The sequence below is a fragment of the Sphingobium sp. genome (genome assembly GCF_041987595.1).
GTDB lineage: Bacteria > Pseudomonadota > Alphaproteobacteria > Sphingomonadales > Sphingomonadaceae > Sphingobium.
The window spans coordinates 1-19,469 of sequence record NZ_JBHIWJ010000075.1 but is presented as its reverse complement, the minus strand read 5'-3'; the positions used below and the strand labels follow the sequence as shown (position 1 = coordinate 19,469).

Here is a 19,469-nt window from a genome sequence, read left to right as displayed (position 1 = left end):
CCGGCTGGCCGCCCTCCGTCCGGGTCATGGTGCTGCCCAGCGTCAGCGTGTCGGCCGTGAAATTGCCCTCCAGCACGATTTCCGACGTGCCCTTGCCCGATTTGCAGGCCAGCGTCGCGATCAGGCGGCCCTTGCGGATCAGCTTGTCCTTATAGGTGCAGTCCTCGCCTTCCTTGCCCGCCAGCGCATCGGCATCGGGCACGCCCGCCGCGTCGACGGCAAGACAGATCCTGTCCTCGCCGATATCCTTGAGCGCGGCCTGATATTCGGCGGGCGTGACGGTCGGCGTGTTGTAGCCCGTGGTCTTGCGGATCAGCGTCCATTCCCCGGCCTTCATCAGCACGGGCGTTTCCGCGGCTTCGGGCGCAGGCTCCGGCTTGCTGCCGCAGGCCGCCAGAGTCAGCACGCCAAGCGGCAGGGCCGCGGCCAATATCTTTCGCATATCCTCTCCCCTGTTCTCTTCATGGAACCGGGCGAGGCTCGCCCCAAGTCACGCAAAGCGCAAGAGGATTTTCTCAGCGCTTCCTGTGGGTGGGCGCATGGAAATCAGGCGGCCTGTTCGCGACCCAGGCAAGGAAGCGCGCAATGCCGGGATGGGCGCGCAGGGCATCGGCTTCGCCATAGGCGCGGGCGAGATCGGCGTTGCTGAGCTGGGCGTGGATGGCCCGGTGGCAGATCGGGTGGACGGGAACCGTGTCCCGTCCTCCTCGACTGCGGGGCAGCGGATGATGCCATTCGATGCGCCTGCCCAGCGGGCGGCCGCAAAGCCAGCAGGCCGGGCCGTCGCCGCTCATCCCGCGCGGCTCAGGGCCTGTTTGAGAATGCGTCATTGGGCGCATTGCGGCACCAGCCCACGGAAATCGCTCTTCCGCGACTTCTCAAACAGACCCTCATTTGGGCGTGCAGCTGGTGCCGATCCACTTGCCCGACGTCCTGGCCTTCATGCTCATGTTCATGCCGTTGGGGGCGCCGGTCATCTTCATGTCCATGTGCATTTCATAGCTTTCCGGCGCGTAATCGCCCGACATGACGGCGTTCATCGTGCCGCCCTGCGCCGATTTGCAGCTGATTTCGCCCTTCACCGATCCACCGCTCGCGTCGAAGCCCTTATAGGTGCAGTCCTTGTTCTCCTGCCCTGAGAACATCTTGCCGCTGGGGTTAGCGGCCTCCTCGGGCGAGACGCAATATTTGATGGCCGTGCGGCTCATCATCTTCTTCATCTGCTCCTTCATCTGGTCGCCGCCGCCGGGCATGTTCGGCATGTCGATATCTTCCAGCTCATAGCTGCCCTCCCACTGACCGGGCTTGAGCTGGACCTTCTGGACCTGCTGCTGCACCTCCTCCCGGGTCTGCGGCTGGCCGGAGGGCTTCTCGCCGCATCCGGCAAGCAGCAGCGTGGCGGCAGTGAAAATGGCGGTCGCGACGGCCTTGGTCATGGTCAGGCATCCCCTGTTGTTGCGCGGGCAAGCATATCAAGCGGATAGGGCGAATGGAATCCTTCGTGGGGCGCGGATCAGTGGCCCAGCGCCTGCGCCTCCGTCGCGCAGTCAGGCATGTCGGCGGCAGGCCGGGCGCGCAGTTTCGCGACTTCGGCGCGGGCGGCGGCCAGATCGGCGGCGAAGGCCGGATCGGCGTTGAGGCGCATCACCGTCGCGGTGGCGACGACGCGGCCTTCCTCAATGTCGCTGAGCCAATGCACGTTGCACACGCGGCGGCTGTCGCCGAAGGCGCGCCCCCGCGCAATCAGGGCGGCGGCGCGGTCGGGCATGATCTCCGCAAGGATCAGGGCGGTGCCATAGCCGATCGAGCTGTGGCCCGAAGGGTAGGAGCCATCGCGGCGGAGCGCCGGTTCCCATGTCGGCGTGCAGCTGGGCTGGCCGTTTTCCATGAAGGGGCGCGGGCGCATGTAGCGCTTCTTCACCTCGCCGGTGGCCATGCCCAGATCGGCCATGGCGCGACCCAGCAGCCGGTCGAGCGCGGGCGCATGATCCCTGTCGATGAGGAAGCCCGCCGTGCAGGAAAAGGCGGCAGCGGCGCGGCCGGGGCGCAGGTCCGCGTCCGCCGTCGCCAGATCCCAGCGCGGGGTGCCTCGCATCGCCACGCCTGCGGCAGCGCCTTCCTTGTCACGGGCCAGTGCGGCAGACGCCTCCGCGGGCGGCGGCGGGATGAGGTCCAGCCCGCCGGGCAACGCTCCTCCTCCCAGATAGCCTGTGCCGAGCGGCGATTTGCCCTGCGCGACGGACGGCGGTGCGTCCGCAGCCAGACGCGGCGCGTCCCCGGTCGCCGCACATCCGGGCAGCAGCACGAGAAACGCCAGGGAAAGAGCCATTGTCCGCATATATCCTCCCGATCTGCTCGCAGCATGTCAGCCCGCGCATTGCTGCGGCGCAGGACCATGCCCATATTGACGCTCATGTCCATTCAGATTCGCACCACATTAGAAGAACCTGAGACCGGAGAGGGCTTTGTCCCCCATCGCCCCGCGCGCCCCGAAAAAAGCGAAGGCGGACGGCCGTTCAAACTGGTGTCGGACTATGAGCCGTCGGGCGACCAGCCGACCGCCATTGCCGAACTGGTGGAAACCGCGCTGGCGGGGGAGAAGGACCAGGTGCTGCTAGGCGTCACCGGGTCCGGCAAGACCTTCACCATGGCCAAGGTGATCGAGGCGCTGCAGCGCCCCGCGCTGGTGCTGGCGCCGAACAAGATATTGGCGGCGCAGCTCTACGGGGAGTTCAAGAGCTTCTTCCCGGAGAACGCCGTCGAATATTTCGTCAGCTATTATGACTATTATCAGCCCGAAGCCTATGTGCCGCGGTCGGACACCTATATCGAGAAGGAGTCCAGCGTGAACGAGGCGATCGACCGGATGCGTCACTCGGCCACCCGCGCCCTTCTGGAGCGGGACGATGTGCTGATCGTCGCTTCGGTGTCCTGCCTTTACGGCATCGGATCGGTCGAAACCTATTCGGCCATGACCTTCTCCATGAAGAAGGGCCAGGTCGAGGATCAGCGGGAGATCATCCGCAAGCTGGTCGCGCTCCAGTACAAGCGCAACGACGCCGCCTTTGCGCGCGGCAATTTCCGCGTGAAGGGGGATAATCTGGAGATTTTCCCCTCCCACTATGAGGATACGGCGTGGCGCGTCAGCTTCTTCGGCAACGAGATTGAGGAGATTGTCGAGTTCGATCCGCTGACGGGCAAGAAGATCGCGAGCCTCGATTATGTGAAGGTGTTCCCCAACAGCCACCACGTCACGCCGGGACCGACGCTCAAGCAGGCGATGGAGGCGATCCGCCATGAACTGACCGAGCGGCTGAAGGAGCTGACGGCGGAGGGCAAGCTGCTGGAAGCGCAGCGGCTGGAGCAGCGGACGAACTTCGACCTGGAGATGATCGCGGCCACAGGCTCTTGCGCGGGGATCGAAAATTATTCGCGCTTCCTGACCGGGCGCCTGCCGGGCGAGCCGCCGCCGACGCTGTTTGAGTATCTGCCCGAAAACGCGCTGCTGTTCGTGGACGAAAGCCATCAGACCGTGCCGCAGATCGGGGCCATGGCGCGGGGCGACCACCGGCGCAAGATCACGCTGGCCGAATATGGCTTTCGTCTGCCGAGCTGCATCGACAACCGGCCGCTGCGCTTCAATGAATGGGATGCGATGCGCCCGCAGACGGTGAGCGTCTCCGCGACGCCCGGATCATGGGAGATGGAGCAGACCGGCGGCACCTTTTCCGAGCAGGTCATTCGCCCCACTGGCCTCATCGACCCGCCGGTCGAGATCAAGCCGGTAGAGGATCAGGTCGACGACCTCATCAACGAATGCCGCAAGGTCGCGGCGCAGGGCTATCGCACGCTCGTCACCACGCTGACCAAGCGGATGGCGGAAGACCTGACCGAGTTCATGCATGAGGCGGGGATCAAGGTGCGCTACATGCACAGCGACGTCGAGACGCTGGAACGCATCGAGTTGATCCGCGACCTGAGGCTGGGCGTTTATGACGTGCTGATCGGCATCAACCTGCTGCGCGAAGGGCTGGATATTCCCGAATGTGGGCTGGTGGCGATTCTCGACGCGGACAAGGAGGGGTTCCTGCGCTCCGAAACGTCGCTGATCCAGACGATCGGCCGCGCGGCGCGCAATGTCGATGGGCGCGTGATCCTGTATGCCGACCGCATCACCGGATCGATGGAGCGGGCGCTGAACGAAACCTCGCGGCGGCGCGAGAAGCAGACGGCCTATAATCTGGAGCACGGCATCACGCCGACCACGATCAAGCGCAACATCGGCGACATCATCGCCCATGTGGCGTCGAAGGATCAGGTCACGGTCGATACCGGGCTGGAGGATCGGCCGCATCTGGTCGGCCATAACCTCCGCGCCTATATCGAGGACCTGGAAAAGAAGATGCGCGCGGCGGCGGCGGACCTGGAGTTCGAGGAAGCCGGTCGCATTCGCGACGAAATCCGCAAGCTGGAGGCCGAGGAACTGGGCCTGCCCGCCGAACAGCAGGTGGCGGCGCCCAGAGGCCGGGCAACCGAGGGCAAGCCGGGCACACGGAAGCTGCGCTACGGGAAGGTGCAGAAGAAGTTCGGGCGATAGCGGCGCGCGCAGGATCGGGCGCCATGAGGCTGGACGGATAGTTTGAGGTCATTCTCCGCTCGCTTCAGCGAGGGGGAACTTCGGCGGTTGATGGCCAGAAACGGCATTCGCTCAAGAAAAGGGGCCGATGTCTCGCGACACCAGCCCCTTCTTCAACCCAGCTGAACCCTGATCACGCCGCCTTGGCGCGGGACATGCGCTTGCGCTCATTCGGGTCGAGGTAGCGCTTGCGCAGACGGATGGTCTTGGGCGTCACCTCGACCATTTCATCATCGTCGATATAGGCGATCGCCTGTTCCAGCGTCATCTTCCACGGCGGGGTGAGGCGGATGCTGTCATCCTTGCCCGAAGCGCGGAAGTTGGTCAGCGCCTTCGACTTCATCGGGTTGACTTCCAGATCTTCCGGCTTGGCATTCTGACCGATGATCATGCCTTCGTAGAGCGTTTCGCCGACGCCGACCATCAGGATGCCGCGCTCTTCCAGCGGGCCGAGGGCATAGGCGACCGCCTCACCCGCGCCGTTGGAGATCAGCACGCCATTCTTGCGGCCTTCGATATTGCCCTTGTGCGGGCCGTACTTCTCGAACAGCCGGTTCATGATGCCGGTGCCGCGGGTGTCGGACAGGAATTCGCCATGATAGCCGATCAGGCCGCGCGACGGCGCCGAGAAGGTGATGCGGGTCTTGCCGCCGCCCGAGGGGCGCATATCGGTGAGTTCCGCCTTGCGCTGGTTCATCTTGTCGACGACCGTGCTGGAGAATTCATCGTCCACATCGATGACGACCGTTTCATAAGGTTCGGTCTTGTTGCCATTCTCGTCTTCGCCGAACAGCACGCGCGGACGCGAGATGCCCAGTTCGAAGCCTTCGCGGCGCATGGTTTCGATCAGCACGCCCAGTTGGAGTTCACCGCGGCCGGCGACTTCGAAACTGTCCTTGTCGGCCGATTCCGTCACCTTGATCGCGACGTTGCTTTCCGCTTCGCGCATCAGGCGGTCGCGGATCATGCGGCTTGTCACCTTGCTGCCTTCGCGACCAGCCATCGGCGAATCATTGACGGCAAAGCGCATCGACAGGGTGGGCGGATCGATCGGCTGCGCCTTGATCGCGGTGCTGACCGACGGGTCTGCAATGGTGTTGGCGACGGTCGCGACGGCGAGGCCCGCCAGAGAAATGATGTCGCCCGCCTGCGCTTCGTCCACCGGCACGCGGTCAAGGCCGCGGAACGAGAGGATCTTCGAGGCTCGGCCGGTTTCCAGCACATTGCCGTCAGCGTCGATGGCATGGATCGCCTGATTGACCTTCAGCGTGCCGGACTGGACGCGCCCGGTCAGGATGCGGCCGAGGAAGTTGTCGCGGTCGAGCAGCGTTACCAGGAAGCTGAACGGCGCGTCCACATCCAGCGCCGGGGGCGGCACATGGTCGACGATCTTCTGGAACAGCGGCTCCAGCGTGCCGGACCGCAGGCTCGGGTCTTCATTGCAATAGCCGTTGCGGCCCGAGGCGTAGAGGACCGGGAAGTCGAGCTGCTCGTCGGTCGCTTCCAGCGTCACGAACAGGTCGAACACCTCGTCCAGCACTTCCTGGATGCGCTCGTCGGGACGGTCGATCTTGTTGACGACGACGATAGGCTTGAGGCCCAGCGCCAGCGCCTTGCCGGTCACGAACTTGGTCTGCGGCATCGCGCCTTCCGACGAATCGACCAGCAGGATCACGCCGTCGACCATGGAGAGGATGCGCTCCACCTCGCCGCCGAAGTCGGCGTGGCCGGGCGTGTCGACGATGTTGATGCGGGTGCCGTTCCACTCGACCGAGGTGGGCTTCGCCAGAATGGTGATGCCGCGTTCCTTTTCGAGGTCGTTCGAGTCCATCGCGCGTTCCTCGACGCGCTGATTGTCGCGGAAGGTGCCGGACTGGCGGAAAAGCTGGTCGACGAGCGTGGTCTTGCCATGGTCGACGTGCGCGATGATCGCGATGTTACGCAGGGACATGTCTTGCCTTCGGGATTTAAGGTTTCCCGGCGGGCACCACGCCTGTCCAGGACTATCGGGCGCGCCCCTACAGGAAATGACGCGCTGCGGCAAGGGCGGCGGGGGTGGGCGATTGCAAAGGCCGGATCAGACTTATAGCTTGCACGCAGGCTTGCACCCATACTGTTCTATATACATATAACAGTTCAAACCCCGATGCCTGCTGGGAGATGACATGGCTTCGACCGCTCCGACCGCAATCGCCGATACGCTGAACCTGACGCCGCCCGACCCGGTGCCGCCGGTCGCGCCTGACAAGGCGGCGGGGCTGGTGCCGCTGGATGACGAAAAGCGATCGAAGCTGGACGAGAAGGTCGACGCCTTCATCGACGACCTCGTCGCGCAGGACGCCAATTCCCCCGAATTCGGCCAGCGCGTCGACCAGCTCACCAATATGGGCCGCAAGGAGATTGCCGAGGCGGCGGGCCATTCGAACCGCTTTCTCGATCGCCCGGTGCGCGCCATGGACAGCGACAACAAGGTCGGCGTCGATCTCGCCGAACTGCGCCGCACGATCGAGGATCTGGACCCCGGCAAGCGCGGCAGCCTGACCGCGCCCAAGAAGCTGTTCGGCCTCATCCCCTTCGGCAACCGCATGCGCGACTATTTCGACAGCTATAAGAGCGCGCAGAGCCACATCAATTCGATCCTCGGCAGTCTGGCCAGCGGCAAGGACGTCCTCATCAAGGACAATGCGGCCATCGATGTCGAGCGGCAGAATATGTGGCAGACGATGGGCCGTCTGGAGCAGATGATCCACATTTCCAAGACGCTCGACGCCCGGCTGGAGGGCAAGGCGCTGGAGCTGGATTCGACCGATCCGGCCAAAGCCAAAGCGATCCGCGAGAGCGCGCTGTTCTACATCCGCCAGCGCACCCAAGACCTGCTGACGCAGATGGCAGTGACGGTGCAGGGCTATCTGGCGCTCGATCTGGTCAAGAAGAACAATGTCGAACTGGTGAAGGGCGTGGACCGCGCCAGCACGACCACCGTGGCGGCGCTGCGCACCGCGGTCACCGTCGCGCAGGCGCTGGTCGGGCAGAAGCTGGTGCTGGAGCAGATCACCGCGCTCAACACGACGACCGCGAACATGATCGATTCGACCGGCGAGATGCTGAAGAACCAGACCGCGCAGATTCACGAGCAGGCGGCGTCCAGCACCATCCCCATCGAGACGCTCCAGCGCGCCTTTCAGAATATCTACGACACGATGGACAATATCGACACGTTCAAGCTGAAGGCGCTGGAGAATATGAAAACGACGGTGGCCACGCTGTCGAACGAGGTCGAGAAGTCCAGGGGCTATATCGCCCGCGCCGAGGGCCAGGCGCAGGCGGCACAACAGGCGCGGGTGGACAATCCCCTGCTGAGTTCGCTCGAGGCGTAATGCGATGAGCCGGTCCGACCGCATATTGGCCGATGCCGAAGCGGTGCTGCGCCGCCACAGCGAGCGCGGGCAAAGCCTGTCTGCGCGCGCCCGGCAAAGGCGCAATGCCGCGCTGATGCGCAAGGCCAAATATGCCTTTTGGGCGGTCGTCGCGGTGCTGACAGCCAGCGCGGTCGCAGGCTTTGTCGCGCCGATCGGCGTCACCGGCGTCATGATCGCGCTGGGCGTCATGCTGGCGGCAGTACTGCTGATCGCGGCGCTCCCCGGCGAACGCCGCGTCAGGACCGAGGCGCTGGCGGAAACCGCCCTCCCCGCTCTGCCGTTGCAGACCGAAATCTGGCTGGAGACTCAGCGCAAGGCGCTGCCCGCCCCCGCCGTCACTTTGGTCGACAGCATCGGTGTGAAGCTGGAGACGCTGGCGCCGCAGCTGGAGCGGCTGGGCGAGCAGGACCCGGCGGCGCAGGAAATCCGCAAGCTGCTGTCCGATCACCTGCCCGAACTCGTCACCGGCTATCGGTCGATCCCCGAACCGCTGCGCCGCGAGGAGCGCAATGGCCGCGTGCCGGAAAAGCAGCTGATCGAAGGGCTGGGCGTCATCGATGCGGAGATTGCCCGGATGAGCGAAAATCTGGCTAGCGGCGATCTCGACAAGCTGGCGGTGCAGAACCGCTTTCTGGAGCTGAAATATCAGGAAGCGAAGGAATTGGGGCAATAGGCATTTTGCTGGAGAGACGGGACGACAATCGGGGCATTGTCTGCCCCGGTTTGAACGGAACCCGCTCCCGGATCGTTTTCCCCTCGTCATGATTCACCTGACGCTGATCATTGTCGATTTTCTCACCGGCCTGCTGGCGGCGGGCGCGTGGGCGCTCGCAACGGCGGGCGGTGCGATCGCGGCGCTGGTGGGGGGCGGGTTTCTGGGCGCCGCGATGCTGCGCAAATGGCGGCAGAGGGGCTGAAAAAGCGGCCCATCCTGCCGCTTCGCCCGCGCTGGAACGGAGCGGTGGTCAGGGCCGCAGGGCGCAGGGCACGATGGCAGCGGGGTCCGGCCGCGCCGCAACGCGCTTGAAGCGGGCAAAATAGCCGCCCGCCGTGGGCTTGGGAACCAGCTCCTCCAACCGGAACCCCATGGCCGCCAGTTCGCAGGCCAGCAGGCGCGGCGGCGTGCCATGCTGATCGGTGGGACGGTTGGCGTCGACCACGATCAGCTCGCCGCCGCGCTTGAGCGCCGGGCTGAGGTTCCAGAGAAAGGCGTAAGGCTCGGCAATCTCATGGTACATATGGACCATCAGAATGCGGTCGAAGCTGTTTTCGGGCAGCTTCGGGTCCTCCGGCGCGCCCAGTTTCACGCTGACGTTGCGCCAGTCCTCGCGGGTGATGCGACGGCTGAGCGCCTCGATCACCTCCGGCATGATGTCTTCCGCCAGGACGCGGCCCTTGTCGCCCACCCTTTTGGCGAGGCGCACGGTATAATAGCCCTCGCCCGCGCCGATATCGGCGACCGTCATGCCGGGGCGGATGCCGGCGCGGTCCATGATGTCTTCCGCCTCGTTCACCCGGTCGCGGGCCTCTTCACTCGACCAGCGGGTGGAGACGACCGGCGCCACGGGCCGGTCGGCGCGCGGAAAGGTGCGGGCGGCCGCCGGGCGATCATGGTCCTTGTCCGACGAAAACGGGCTGCAACCCGCCAGCAGGACAAGGCATCCCGCCAGCGTTCCGGCCGCCAGCGCCGGAATTTTCATCAGTCGACATCCTCCACATCGACCTTTTCACCCGTCACCTTCTGGCTGAGCGCGGCCGCCATGAAAGGGTCGAGCGCGCCGTCCAGCACGTCGTCGGGCGAGGTGGAGGTGACGCCCGTGCGCAGATCCTTCACCAGCTGATAGGGCTGGAGGACGTAGGAGCGGATCTGATGGCCCCAGCCGATCTCGGTCTTGGCCTGATATTCGCCCGAGGCGGCTTCCTCGCGGCGGCGCAGTTCGGCTTCGTAGAGGCGCGCCTTCAGCATGTTCATGGCCGTCGCGCGGTTCTTGTGCTGCGATCGGTCGTTCTGCGACGCGACGATGATCCCGGAAGGGACGTGGGTGATGCGGACCGCCGAGTCCGTGGTGTTGACGTGCTGACCGCCCGCGCCCGAGGCACGATAGGTATCGATCTTGAGGTCGCTTTCATTGACCTCAATCTCGATATTGTCGTCGATCACCGGGTAGACCCAGACCGAGGAGAAGCTGGTATGACGCCGCGCCGAGCTGTCATAGGGGCTGATGCGGACGAGACGATGCACGCCGCTCTCGGTCTTGGCATAGCCATAGGCATTCTCGCCCTTGAACAGGAAGGTCGCGGACTTGATGCCCGCCTGGTCCCCTGCCTGATAGTCGACCAGTTCCACCTTGTAACCGCGCCGTTCGGCCCAGCGGCGGTACATGCGGCTGAGCATTTCGGCCCAGTCCTGGCTTTCGGTGCCGCCCGCGCCGGCATGGATTTCCAGATAGGTGTCGCTGGCGTCGGCCTCCCCGGCCAGCAGCGCCCTGATCTTGTCCTCGTCGGCGCGGTCGGCCAGAGCCTTGAGCGAGGCGATGGCTTCGCTCACCATATCCTCGTCGCCCTCGGCCTCGGCCATTTCGATGAGTTCTGCGGTGTCGGTCTTTTCGCTGTCGATCGCGCGGGTGGCGCCGATGGCGGCGTCGAGCCGGGTGCGCTCGCGCATCACTTCCTGCGCGAGCTTCTGATTGTCCCAGAGCGTCGGGTCTTCGACGCGGGCGTTCAGCTCGTCAAGACGGCGCAGCGCGCGGTCCCAGTCGAGGAAACGGCGCAGCAGGTCCAGCGCGGCGTCGATGCGGTCGATATATTGCTGCGCTTCGGCGCGCATGGGAACTCTCCAGACAATTCGGGGCGCTTCCCCGATGGAGGGGAAACGCATCAAACGCCTGCCCCTATCCGAGGGCGCGGGATTTGGGAAGATTCAATTCCCGGAGACAGGGGTGGGCCATGGTTTCCCTGCCTGGAATCGGCCTGGGTCGGCGCCGATCAATAAATCCCGCCCTGATCCTGCAGGAAGTCCGCGTCGCTGCGCTGGCGGCTCTGCACCCTCGCTTCGATGCGGGCGGCGGCCTTGTCCTGCGCGGCGACCTCTTCCTTGCGGATCGAACGCCGCGGTTCGGATTCGGGCTTGAACGCTTCCCAGATCACGGCGGGTTTCGGCTCGTCGGTCGGCCAGACGCCGTAGACGCGCTTACCCGACCGCCGGTCGATCGTGACCATGCGGATGCCCGCGGGTGCGATGAAGGGCGTCTTGGGCATCGCCTCCAGCACCGGGGTCATCGCCGCCTTCCAGATCGGCGCGGCGACGCGGCCGCCCTGCGCCCAGCCGCCCAGGCTGCGCGGCTGGTCATAGCCGATATAGACGCCCGCCACGATGTCGGGCGATCCGCCGACGAACCAGACGTTGGTCGGGCCATTGGTGGTGCCGGTCTTGCCGAACAGCGGACGCTTCAGGTCCGCAAGGACAGTGGCGGTACCGCGCTGGATGACGCCTTCGGCGATGTGGACGACCTGATAGGCGGTCATGGGGTTCATCACCTGCCTGCCCTCGAAACCGAAGCGGGGCATCGGCTTGCCGTCCCAATTGGCCATGTTGCAGCCGTCGCAGGCGCGCCAGCGCAGCGGCCAGATCACCTTGCCGTGCCGGTCCTGCACATAATCCATCAGCTTGGGGCTGAGCTGCCGTCCGTGATTGGCGAGCATCGCATAGGCGTTGACCATCCGCTCGACCGTGGTTTCGCCCGCGCCCAGCGCGAAGGAGAGATAGGGCTGATAATCGCCGATCCCCATCGCCTTGATCGTCCGCACGACGCGGTCCATGCCGGTCTGCGACGCGGCGCGCACGGTCATCAGGTTGCGGGACTGCTCGACGCCCCAGCGCATGGTCTGCGGCCCGGCGCTGCCCCCGGTGAAGTTGCGGAAGCATTTCTGACCAAGGCCCGCGCCCTGATCGATGCAGAGCGGCCCGTCGACGATGATGGAGGCCGGGGTCATGCCATTGTCCAGCGCAGCGGCGTAGACGAAGGGCTTGATGGTCGAACCGGGCTGCCGCATCGCCTGCGTCGCGCGGTTGTAGGAGGACAGACGGTCGTCGAAACCGCCCTGCATGGCGCGGACGCGGCCCGAATGGGTTTCCTCCACCACCATGCCGCCGGACACTTCGGGGACGTTGCGCAGCGCCCAGTCGGCGCCGTTGCGTGCCACCACGATCAGGTCGCCGGGCTTCATCGCCGAGAAGGCCGGGCCGCCGATCTTGCGATAGGGCAGTTGCGCGGCGCCGGCGGGAAGCGTGCCGGTGGACCCGTCGGAAAAGCCGATCTGCGCGGCGGAGGAATCGCGGCTGACGATGACCGCAACGCGCCATCCGGCATAATCGACATCGATATAGCTGGCGGCCAGTTCCCGCTGCCAGCCGCGATCCATGTTGATCTTGCCGACCGGTCCCGACCAGCCCTTGCCCGCATCGAAGCGCAGCAGACCGTTGCGCAGGGCGGTGGTGGTCAGGTCCTGAATCCTGGGGTCATAGGGGCTGCGCACCCAGAGGCCGCCCGCATAGACGCTGTTGGGGCCGTCCTCCGCCTTTTCACCGAACAGGCCGATCAGGCGACGGCGCACCTCTTCCATATAATAGCCGCCCGCGCGCGCGTCGAAGCTGGAGCCATGGGCTGCGACCGTCCCGAGCGGCTGGGCCTGCGCCTCATCGCGCTGGGCCTTGCTGATCCAGCCATTCTTATACATTTCGCCCAGCGCCCAGTTGCGGCGTTCCAGCGCGCGTTCATGGCCGGTGGGGCTTTCTGGGCGGTAATTGGCCGGGCCTTTGGGCAGGATCGCCAGATAGGCCATTTCATGCAGCTTGAGGTCGCCCACATCCTTGTCGAAATAGGCCCGCGCGGCCGCCTGCACGCCATAGGCGTTGCGTCCAAGGAAGATCTGGTTGAGGTAAAGCTCCAGGATCTGCTGCTTGGAAAGCACACCCTCCATGCGATAGGCGAGGATCATCTCCTTCATCTTGCGGGTCGGGGAATATTCATCGCCGATCAGCAGATTTTTCGCCACCTGCTGGGTGATGGTGGAGCCGCCCTTGGCGCGCTGGCCCGACCCGATCTTGGTCGCATAGTCAAACACCGCGCCGAAAAAGCCCGGAATGTCTACGCCATGATGTTCGAAGAAAGTCTTGTCTTCGGCCGACAGATAGGCGCGGATCAGAAGCGGCGGATAATCGCTATATTGCAGCTGCACGCGCCGTTCGCGGGCATAGCTGTGCACTGGCTGGCCATTGGTGTCGCGCACGATGGTCGGCAGCGGCGGCTCATATTCCAGCAGCGTCGCCGCATCGGGCAGGCCGCGGGCAAAGATCAGCCAGAACAGCGCATAGGCCAGGAGCAGCCCGCCCAGCCCCAGCGCGATCCAGCGGAACCAGCGGCGTTCCCAGTGAATGGCCCAATGCGGGTGGAACCGTTCCCGCAATTCGCTCGCGCCACGACGCAGGCGTTGGGTTAAGGTCGATGCGGCGTTGTATGGGCGAGCCTCTTCCATGATGTCCGAGGCTGTAAGGTCAAATTGTGCGAAGCGCCAGAGCGGATCGAAACCCAGAACGATGAGCGGATTTCAGCCGTCGATTGCCGTCGGGAGGGGTACGACCGTTTTGTTCACGGGGACGTGCGGAGTGCGAAGATGCGATAGGATCGGGCGAAGCCGTGAACTTTGCCGCCCCTGCGGCCGGACGCGACCGTGACGGAAGAACGGCCCCGCCGAACTTCTCCTCCGCATCTCCGCACGAAAAAGCGGCTTTGCCCTAACCGCCCGCCACGCCCTGCCGCATCACCATCTTGCGGGCGAAATGCACTTCGATGGCGCGGGCGACGCCCCTGGCGATATCGGCCTGCCCCTCCTTCGACGCCAGAAAGGCGGCGTCAGCCTTGTTCGAGATATAGCCGGTTTCGAACAGCACCGAGGGCGTATCGGGCGCCTTCAGCACCATCAGCGAGGCGAAACGGTGCGCTGTCCCCTTGAACGGCATGTAAGGCGCCGCCTCGCGTTGCAGCAGCCGCGCGAAGTTCACCGAAATGTTCATCGATTCCCGCTGCGTCAGGTCGATCAGGATCGACGACACATCCGTCGTCTGGCCGCCCAGATTGACCCCGTTGAGCAGATCCGCCTTGTTCTCCCGCGCGGCGAGACGTGCGGCTTCGCGGTCTGATGCGGTTTCCGACAGCGTGTAGACGGTCGCGCCGCGGGCTGCCTCATTGTCCGCCGAATCGGCATGGATGGAGATGAACAGGTCGGCATTCAGCTTGCGGGCGATGCCATAGCGTTCCTGCAATACCAGAAACCGGTCGTCGCTGCGGGTCAGCGCCACGCGCACCCGGCCCGACTTCAGCAACTGATCGCGGATCGCCTGCGCGATGGCGAGCGTCACATCCTTTTCGCGTTCCCCATTTTCGCGGTTGATCGCGCCCGGATCATGGCCGCCATGCCCCGCATCGATCACCACCAGCGGCCGGGAGGCATCCCGGGGCCCGGCGACCGACGGCAGCGACACGCCCCGCGCCACCGGCGGGATCGGCACGGTGATGCTATGCAGGCGCCTGGCCGGGCGCGGCGCCATGTTCGCTGGACCGTCAAAACGCTGCCGTCCCCGGCCGACCGCCATGCGGAATGCGCTGTCCGACACGTTGCTGAGCGAGAAGCTCAAGGATTTTCCATCAGCAGCGATGCGCGGCGCGGCCAGCGTGGCAGGCGCGGCCAGATCCAGCACCACACGCGCGGTTTCGGCGCTCAACTGGCCCTGACGCACGGCGGCGACGGTGTCATGACCGCCTGCAAACTGCCCCCGTCCGGCCTGCGCTCCGCTGATGTCGAGCGCGATCCGGCGCGGCCCGTCCAACAGGAAGGCCGACGCCCCATCGACCCGTCCGTCAAAGCGCACGGTCACCCGATCGCCATCCACGGCGACGGCGGAAATGCCGCCGGCCTCGGCAGGCATGCCGGAGAATATCATGCTTGCAATCGCAAGACTTTGGAGCATGCGTCGATTGTGCAACGCGCTGCCCATGGCCGTAAAGCCCAATTTCATGACGCCTATCCGTCCAGCGTCCCCACGCTGAATCCGGAATTAAGCATCGGCTCTTTTTGCCCGGTAAAATGACAGGGTTAACCGTCTCTTCACCATGATGCCCGTAAACAGGCCGCAGGAGCGCGAAACCGCGAAACAATATTTCGAGGAGCCGTTGCTCCTTGCCATTTTGGCTGCTACCCATTCACATTCCTGAAAGAAGCGCCATAGTGGGCGACAGCTCTTCTCAGGAGCATTTTACGATGGCATCGGCGGCCGCCCAAGCGTCCGACACGATGCACGAACAGGTTGACGCTGCATGAGGCATGAATTCCATTCCACGCTGACCCCGGTTCCGGGCGATGCGGCGTGGTTGGTCGTGTCCGGCGCCTTGTCCGGCCCTGCCGACGCAGCAGACGCGCAATTTTTCCTTGAAAACCGGGCGATGCAGCAATTCGCGCCGCCCCCTTGCTATCGCGTGGCAGCCCGGCCCAGCGCCGCTGGCCGCCCACGCCGGAGACTCATAAATGACAATGCGTATGCTGATCGATGCGCGCCACCGGGAAGAAACCCGGGTCGCGGTCGTCAAAGGTAACCGGATCGAGGAGTTCGACTTCGAATCGGCCGAGCACAAGCAGCTCAAGGGCAATATCTATCTCGCCAAGGTTACTCGTGTGGAGCCTTCGCTTCAGGCGGCCTTCGTCGATTATGGCGGCAACCGCCACGGATTCCTCGCTTTCAGCGAAATCCATCCGGACTATTATCAGATCCCGCGCGAGGATCGCGAGGCGCTGCTGCGCGAGGAGCGCGAGCATGCCGAGGAAGAGGCCGCGCTGCGCGCCGATTTCGACGATGACGACGATCATTCGGCGGCCGATGGCGGTCTGGAAGTGGTCGAGGCCACCCATCATCATGACGATGAAGATCATGGGGAGGGCGAGACCGCCGAGAACGGCAACAAGGGCCGCGGCCGTCGCGGCAAGGGCGACGAGGCCGCCGACGAACTGCGCCGCAAGCGCATGGCGCTGCGCCGCCGCTACAAGATTCAGGACGTCATCAAGCGCCGCCAGGTGTTGCTGGTGCAGGTCGTCAAGGAGGAGCGCGGCAACAAGGGCGCGGCGCTGACCACCTATCTGTCGCTGGCCGGCCGTTACTGCGTGCTGATGCCGAACACGTCGCATGGCGGCGGCATTTCGCGCAAGATTTCCAACGCCGCCGACCGCAAGCGGCTGAAGTCGATCATCGCCGAAATGGCCCTGCCCTCGACCATGGGCTGCATCGTCCGCACCGCCGGGCTTCAGCGCACCAAGCCGGAGATCAAGCGCGACTTTGACTATCTCGCCCGCCTGTGGGACGAGATCCGCGAAAAGACGCTGAAATCCGACGCGCCCGCGCTGATCCACAATGACAGCGACCTCATCAAGCGGGCGATCCGCGATATCTACAACAAGGATATCGAGGAAGTCATCGTCGAGGGCGAATATGGCTATAAGGCCGCCAAGGATTTCATGAAGCTGCTGATGCCCAGCCATGCGCGCCGGGTGAAGCAATATGCCGACGCCGTATCGCTGTTCCAGCGCGCCAGCGTCGAGGATCAGCTGGCGGCGATGTACAATCCCGTCGTGCAGTTGAAATCCGGCGGCTATCTGGTCATCAACCCGACCGAGGCGCTGGTGTCGATCGACATCAACTCCGGCCGGTCGACCCGCGAGCACGGCATCGAGCAGACCGCCGTCGCCACCAATCTGGAGGCCGCCCGCGAGATCGCCCGCCAGCTGCGCCTGCGCGACATGGCCGGTCTGGTCGTCATCGACTTCATCGACATGGAGATGAACTCCAACATCCGTAAGGTCGAGAAGGCGATGAAGGAGGCGCTGAAGGACGATCGCGCCCGCATCCAGGTCGGCCGCATCTCGGGCTTCGGCCTGATGGAAATGAGCCGCCAGCGCCTGCGCACCGGCGTTCTCGAAGCCTCGACCCGCCAGTGCCCGCATTGCGAAGGCACGGGTCTGGTCCGCACCGCTTCGTCGGCGGGCCTCAGCGCTCTGCGCATGCTGGAAGAGGAAGCGGCGCGTGGTCGCGGCAGCCTCATCACCCTGCGCGCCAGCCAGGAAGCGGCTTTCTACGTCCTCAACAACAAGCGCCGCGAGCTGGACGAAATCGAGCAGCGCTATGGCGTGCGCATCGCGATCCTGCCCGATGGCGAGGTCGAGGGCGCGCGCATGTCGGTCGAGGCCAGCGGGCCGCGTCCGGAGCGCGTGGTCGACTATACGCCGATCGTCGAAGAGGAAGATGATCTCGAAATCGTCGAGGAACTGGACGAGGAAGAGGTTGAGGAAGTCGAAGCCGCGCATGAGGAACGCGCCGATCGGGGCGAGGAGCGTGGTGAGGAGCGCGAAGGCGGCCGCCGTCGCCGTCGCCGGCGCCGTCGCCGTGGCGGCCAGCGCGACGACCATCGCGCCGAGGCGTCGGTGGACGGTGAAACCGCAGAGGAAGGCGAAGAAGCCGACGCTGCGGGGGATGTCGCCGAGGACGAGGGCGAGGCCGCTCCGGTCGAGGCCGAAGGCGAAGGCGAAGGCGAAGGCGAAGGCCGGCGCCGTGGCCGCCGTGGCCGCCGTGGCGGGCGTCGCCGCCGTGAAGGTGGCGAAGGCGCGGCTGACGAAGCCGCGACCGAAGCTGCCGAAGAGACCGCCGAGGCGGTCGAAGCGGTTGCCGAACCAGTCGTCGAAGCAGCCCCCGAAGCCCCGGCTGAAGAGGAAGCGCCCAAGACCCGTCGCCGTCCGCGCGCCCGCAAGGCCAAGGAAGCTGTTGCCCCGGCCGCCGAAGTGGCGGAGGCCGTGGTCGAGGTGCCGGTCGAGGCCGCTGCTGAAGCACCGGTCGCGGAGGAGGCGCCTGCCAAGCCCAAGCGCACCCGTCGCAAGAAGGCCGATCCGGTCGCCGAGGAAGCCATTGTCGCCGAGGTCGCACCGGTTGCCGAGGAGGCCCCGGCCAAGCCCAAGCGCACCCGTCGCAAGAAAGCCGACCCGGTCGTCGAGGATGCCGCCGCCGTTGAGGACTCTTCTGCTGCCGCAGCGCCCGTTGAAACCGCTGCACCTGACGAAACCGCCGAAACGGTGACGGTGAATGGCGACGCGGATGCGGCTGGCGAAGGCGAAGACGGCGCTCCGCGCCGTGGCTGGTGGCAGCGCACCTTCGGCCAGTAACAGCGGCTGAGGATTAAGGGAAAAGCGCCGTTGCCTTGCCGGTTCAACCGGCAAGGCGACGGCGCTTTGCTTTTGCGACGGGAATCGGAGAAGAAATCAGCCGGGTATCTGCTTTGGTCATTTGTCGTCATGCCAACGACCCGAAGGGCGTTCGGGACATGACCTGACCCACATGATTCGCTGGAGCGAAGATTTGCCAGAATGACCGGGACCACCCAAAGCCGCTATTGGACCTCCCGATTAATCGGCTACACAGGCGTTTCAGTTACCGTTCATCCCGTTCAAGGCATTGACAGTCAGCGATGCAGTCCCCTCCCCTGATCCGGACCCGCGCATGAAGGCCCGCTGGCTTCGCATGGCTGCCATTGCCGCGGCATCGCTGGCCCTGCTGGCCCGTCCGGCGGCGGCGCAGCAGATTTTGCGCGATGCGGAAACCGAGGCCTTCATGGCCGACATGTCCGGGCCGCTGGTCAAGGCGGCGGGCATGGAACCGCGCAACGTCCAGGTCCTCGTCATCAACGATCCGGAGATCAACGCCTTCGTCGCGGGAGGCCAGTATGTGTGGGTGCACAGCGGCCTGATCGCGACGGCCGACAATGTGAATCAGGTGCAGGGCGTCGTCGCGCATGAACTTGGCCATATCGAAGGCGGCCATGTCATCCGCTCCTCCGAAGGGATGAAGGAAGCGACCGGCATCACCCTGCTCAGCCTGGTGCTGGGCGCGGCCGCCATCGCGGCAGGCGGCGCGGAAGCGGGCATGGGCATATTGGGCATGGGCCAGCAGGCCGCGATGGGCAAATATCTCGCCTTCTCCCGTGCGCAGGAAAGCTCCGCGGATCTCGCCGGTGCTCGCTACCTCAGCAAGGCGGGCGTTTCGGGCAAGGGCAGCCTGGAATTTTTCAAGAAGCTGCAAAATCAGGAATATCGCCTCGCCATCCCGCAGGATGACAGCTACGGCCGCACCCATCCGCTGTCGGGCGAGCGCATTCAGGTGTTGCGCGAAGTCTATACGGTCGATCCCGCCTGGGACAGACCGATCGACCCCAAGCTGGAGGCCCGTTTCGAGCGGATCAAGGCGAAGCTGATCGGATTCGTTTCGGAGCCGAACCAGACCCTCATCAAATATCCCGAAAGCGACCAATCGATCCCGGCCCATT

Annotated in this window: 15 protein-coding genes; 6 read left to right on the top strand and 9 right to left on the bottom strand. The window is 65.0% G+C overall.

Annotated elements, in window-relative coordinates:
• From ACFC3J_RS16540 to ACFC3J_RS16525, 4 genes are all read right to left on the bottom strand, one after another.
• Positions 1–442, bottom strand: a 442-nt coding sequence (locus tag ACFC3J_RS16540; protein WP_375197212.1) for a DUF3617 domain-containing protein, incomplete at its 3' end; no start/stop codon positions are given.
• Positions 443–515: 73 nt separating this feature from the next.
• The gene (locus ACFC3J_RS16535) at positions 516–830 is read right to left on the bottom strand and encodes an HNH endonuclease (RefSeq protein ID WP_375197211.1); all 315 of its coding nucleotides are present in this window, start codon (positions 828–830) and stop codon (positions 516–518) included.
• Positions 831–890: 60 nt separating this feature from the next.
• Positions 891–1,436 (bottom strand): DUF3617 domain-containing protein, encoded by a 546-nt coding sequence (locus ACFC3J_RS16530; protein ID WP_375197210.1) that lies wholly within the window; start codon positions 1,434–1,436, stop codon positions 891–893.
• Positions 1,437–1,513: 77 nt separating this feature from the next.
• A complete protein-coding gene (locus ACFC3J_RS16525; RefSeq protein ID WP_375197209.1) occupies positions 1,514–2,329 on the bottom strand; it encodes a phosphatase PAP2 family protein in 816 nt (271 codons plus the stop codon).
• 84 nt (positions 2,330–2,413) lie between these two features.
• Here ACFC3J_RS16525 and uvrB point away from each other — a divergent pair, with 84 nt between their 5' ends.
• The gene (uvrB, locus tag ACFC3J_RS16520; protein WP_375197208.1) at positions 2,414–4,597 is read left to right on the top strand and encodes an excinuclease ABC subunit UvrB; all 2,184 of its coding nucleotides are present in this window, start codon (positions 2,414–2,416) and stop codon (positions 4,595–4,597) included.
• A 172-nt stretch (positions 4,598–4,769) separates the two neighbouring features.
• Here uvrB and typA read toward each other — a convergent pair whose 3' ends face one another.
• The gene (typA, locus tag ACFC3J_RS16515) at positions 4,770–6,587 is read right to left on the bottom strand and encodes a translational GTPase TypA (protein WP_375197207.1); all 1,818 of its coding nucleotides are present in this window, start codon (positions 6,585–6,587) and stop codon (positions 4,770–4,772) included.
• A gap of 214 nt (positions 6,588–6,801) precedes the next feature.
• On the opposite strand from typA, the gene ACFC3J_RS16510 reads away from it, so the two are divergent.
• From ACFC3J_RS16510 to ACFC3J_RS16500, 3 genes are all read left to right on the top strand, one after another.
• Positions 6,802–8,013 carry a toxic anion resistance protein gene (locus ACFC3J_RS16510; RefSeq protein WP_375197206.1) on the top strand — a complete coding sequence of 404 codons (1,212 nt, stop codon included), beginning with the start codon at positions 6,802–6,804 and terminating at the stop codon, positions 8,011–8,013.
• Between the two features lie 4 nt (positions 8,014–8,017).
• Positions 8,018–8,728, top strand: a complete 711-nt coding sequence (locus tag ACFC3J_RS16505) for a hypothetical protein (RefSeq protein WP_375197205.1) — start codon at positions 8,018–8,020, stop codon at positions 8,726–8,728.
• Between the two features lie 88 nt (positions 8,729–8,816).
• Positions 8,817–8,972, top strand: a complete 156-nt coding sequence (locus ACFC3J_RS16500; protein WP_375197204.1) for a hypothetical protein — start codon at positions 8,817–8,819, stop codon at positions 8,970–8,972.
• A 48-nt stretch (positions 8,973–9,020) separates the two neighbouring features.
• Here the strand turns inward: ACFC3J_RS16500 and ACFC3J_RS16495 are convergent, their stop codons facing one another.
• From ACFC3J_RS16495 to ACFC3J_RS16480, 4 genes are all read right to left on the bottom strand, one after another.
• Entirely contained in the window at positions 9,021–9,755 is a 735-nt protein-coding gene (locus ACFC3J_RS16495; RefSeq protein ID WP_375197203.1) for a class I SAM-dependent methyltransferase, read from the bottom strand.
• Complete coding sequence (gene prfB, locus ACFC3J_RS16490; protein ID WP_375197202.1) at positions 9,755–10,882, bottom strand: peptide chain release factor 2; 1,128 nt, start codon at positions 10,880–10,882, stop codon at positions 9,755–9,757. The genes ACFC3J_RS16495 and prfB overlap by 1 nt, the downstream gene beginning before the upstream one ends.
• A 158-nt stretch (positions 10,883–11,040) precedes the next feature.
• Positions 11,041–13,590, bottom strand: coding sequence for a penicillin-binding protein 1A (locus ACFC3J_RS16485; RefSeq protein WP_375197201.1), 2,550 nt, complete (start codon positions 13,588–13,590; stop codon positions 11,041–11,043).
• 259 nt (positions 13,591–13,849) lie between these two features.
• Positions 13,850–15,130 (bottom strand): N-acetylmuramoyl-L-alanine amidase, encoded by a 1,281-nt coding sequence (locus ACFC3J_RS16480; protein WP_375197200.1) that lies wholly within the window; start codon positions 15,128–15,130, stop codon positions 13,850–13,852.
• A 506-nt stretch (positions 15,131–15,636) separates the two neighbouring features.
• Between ACFC3J_RS16480 and ACFC3J_RS16475 the strand changes: the two genes are divergently transcribed.
• Together ACFC3J_RS16475 and ACFC3J_RS16470 are read left to right on the top strand one after the other, a co-directional pair.
• Positions 15,637–18,312 carry a ribonuclease E/G gene (locus ACFC3J_RS16475; protein WP_375197199.1) on the top strand — a complete coding sequence of 892 codons (2,676 nt, stop codon included), beginning with the start codon at positions 15,637–15,639 and terminating at the stop codon, positions 18,310–18,312.
• Between the two features lie 334 nt (positions 18,313–18,646).
• The coding region (locus tag ACFC3J_RS16470) for a M48 family metallopeptidase (protein ID WP_375197198.1) at positions 18,647–19,469 on the top strand (823 nt) is incomplete at its 3' end.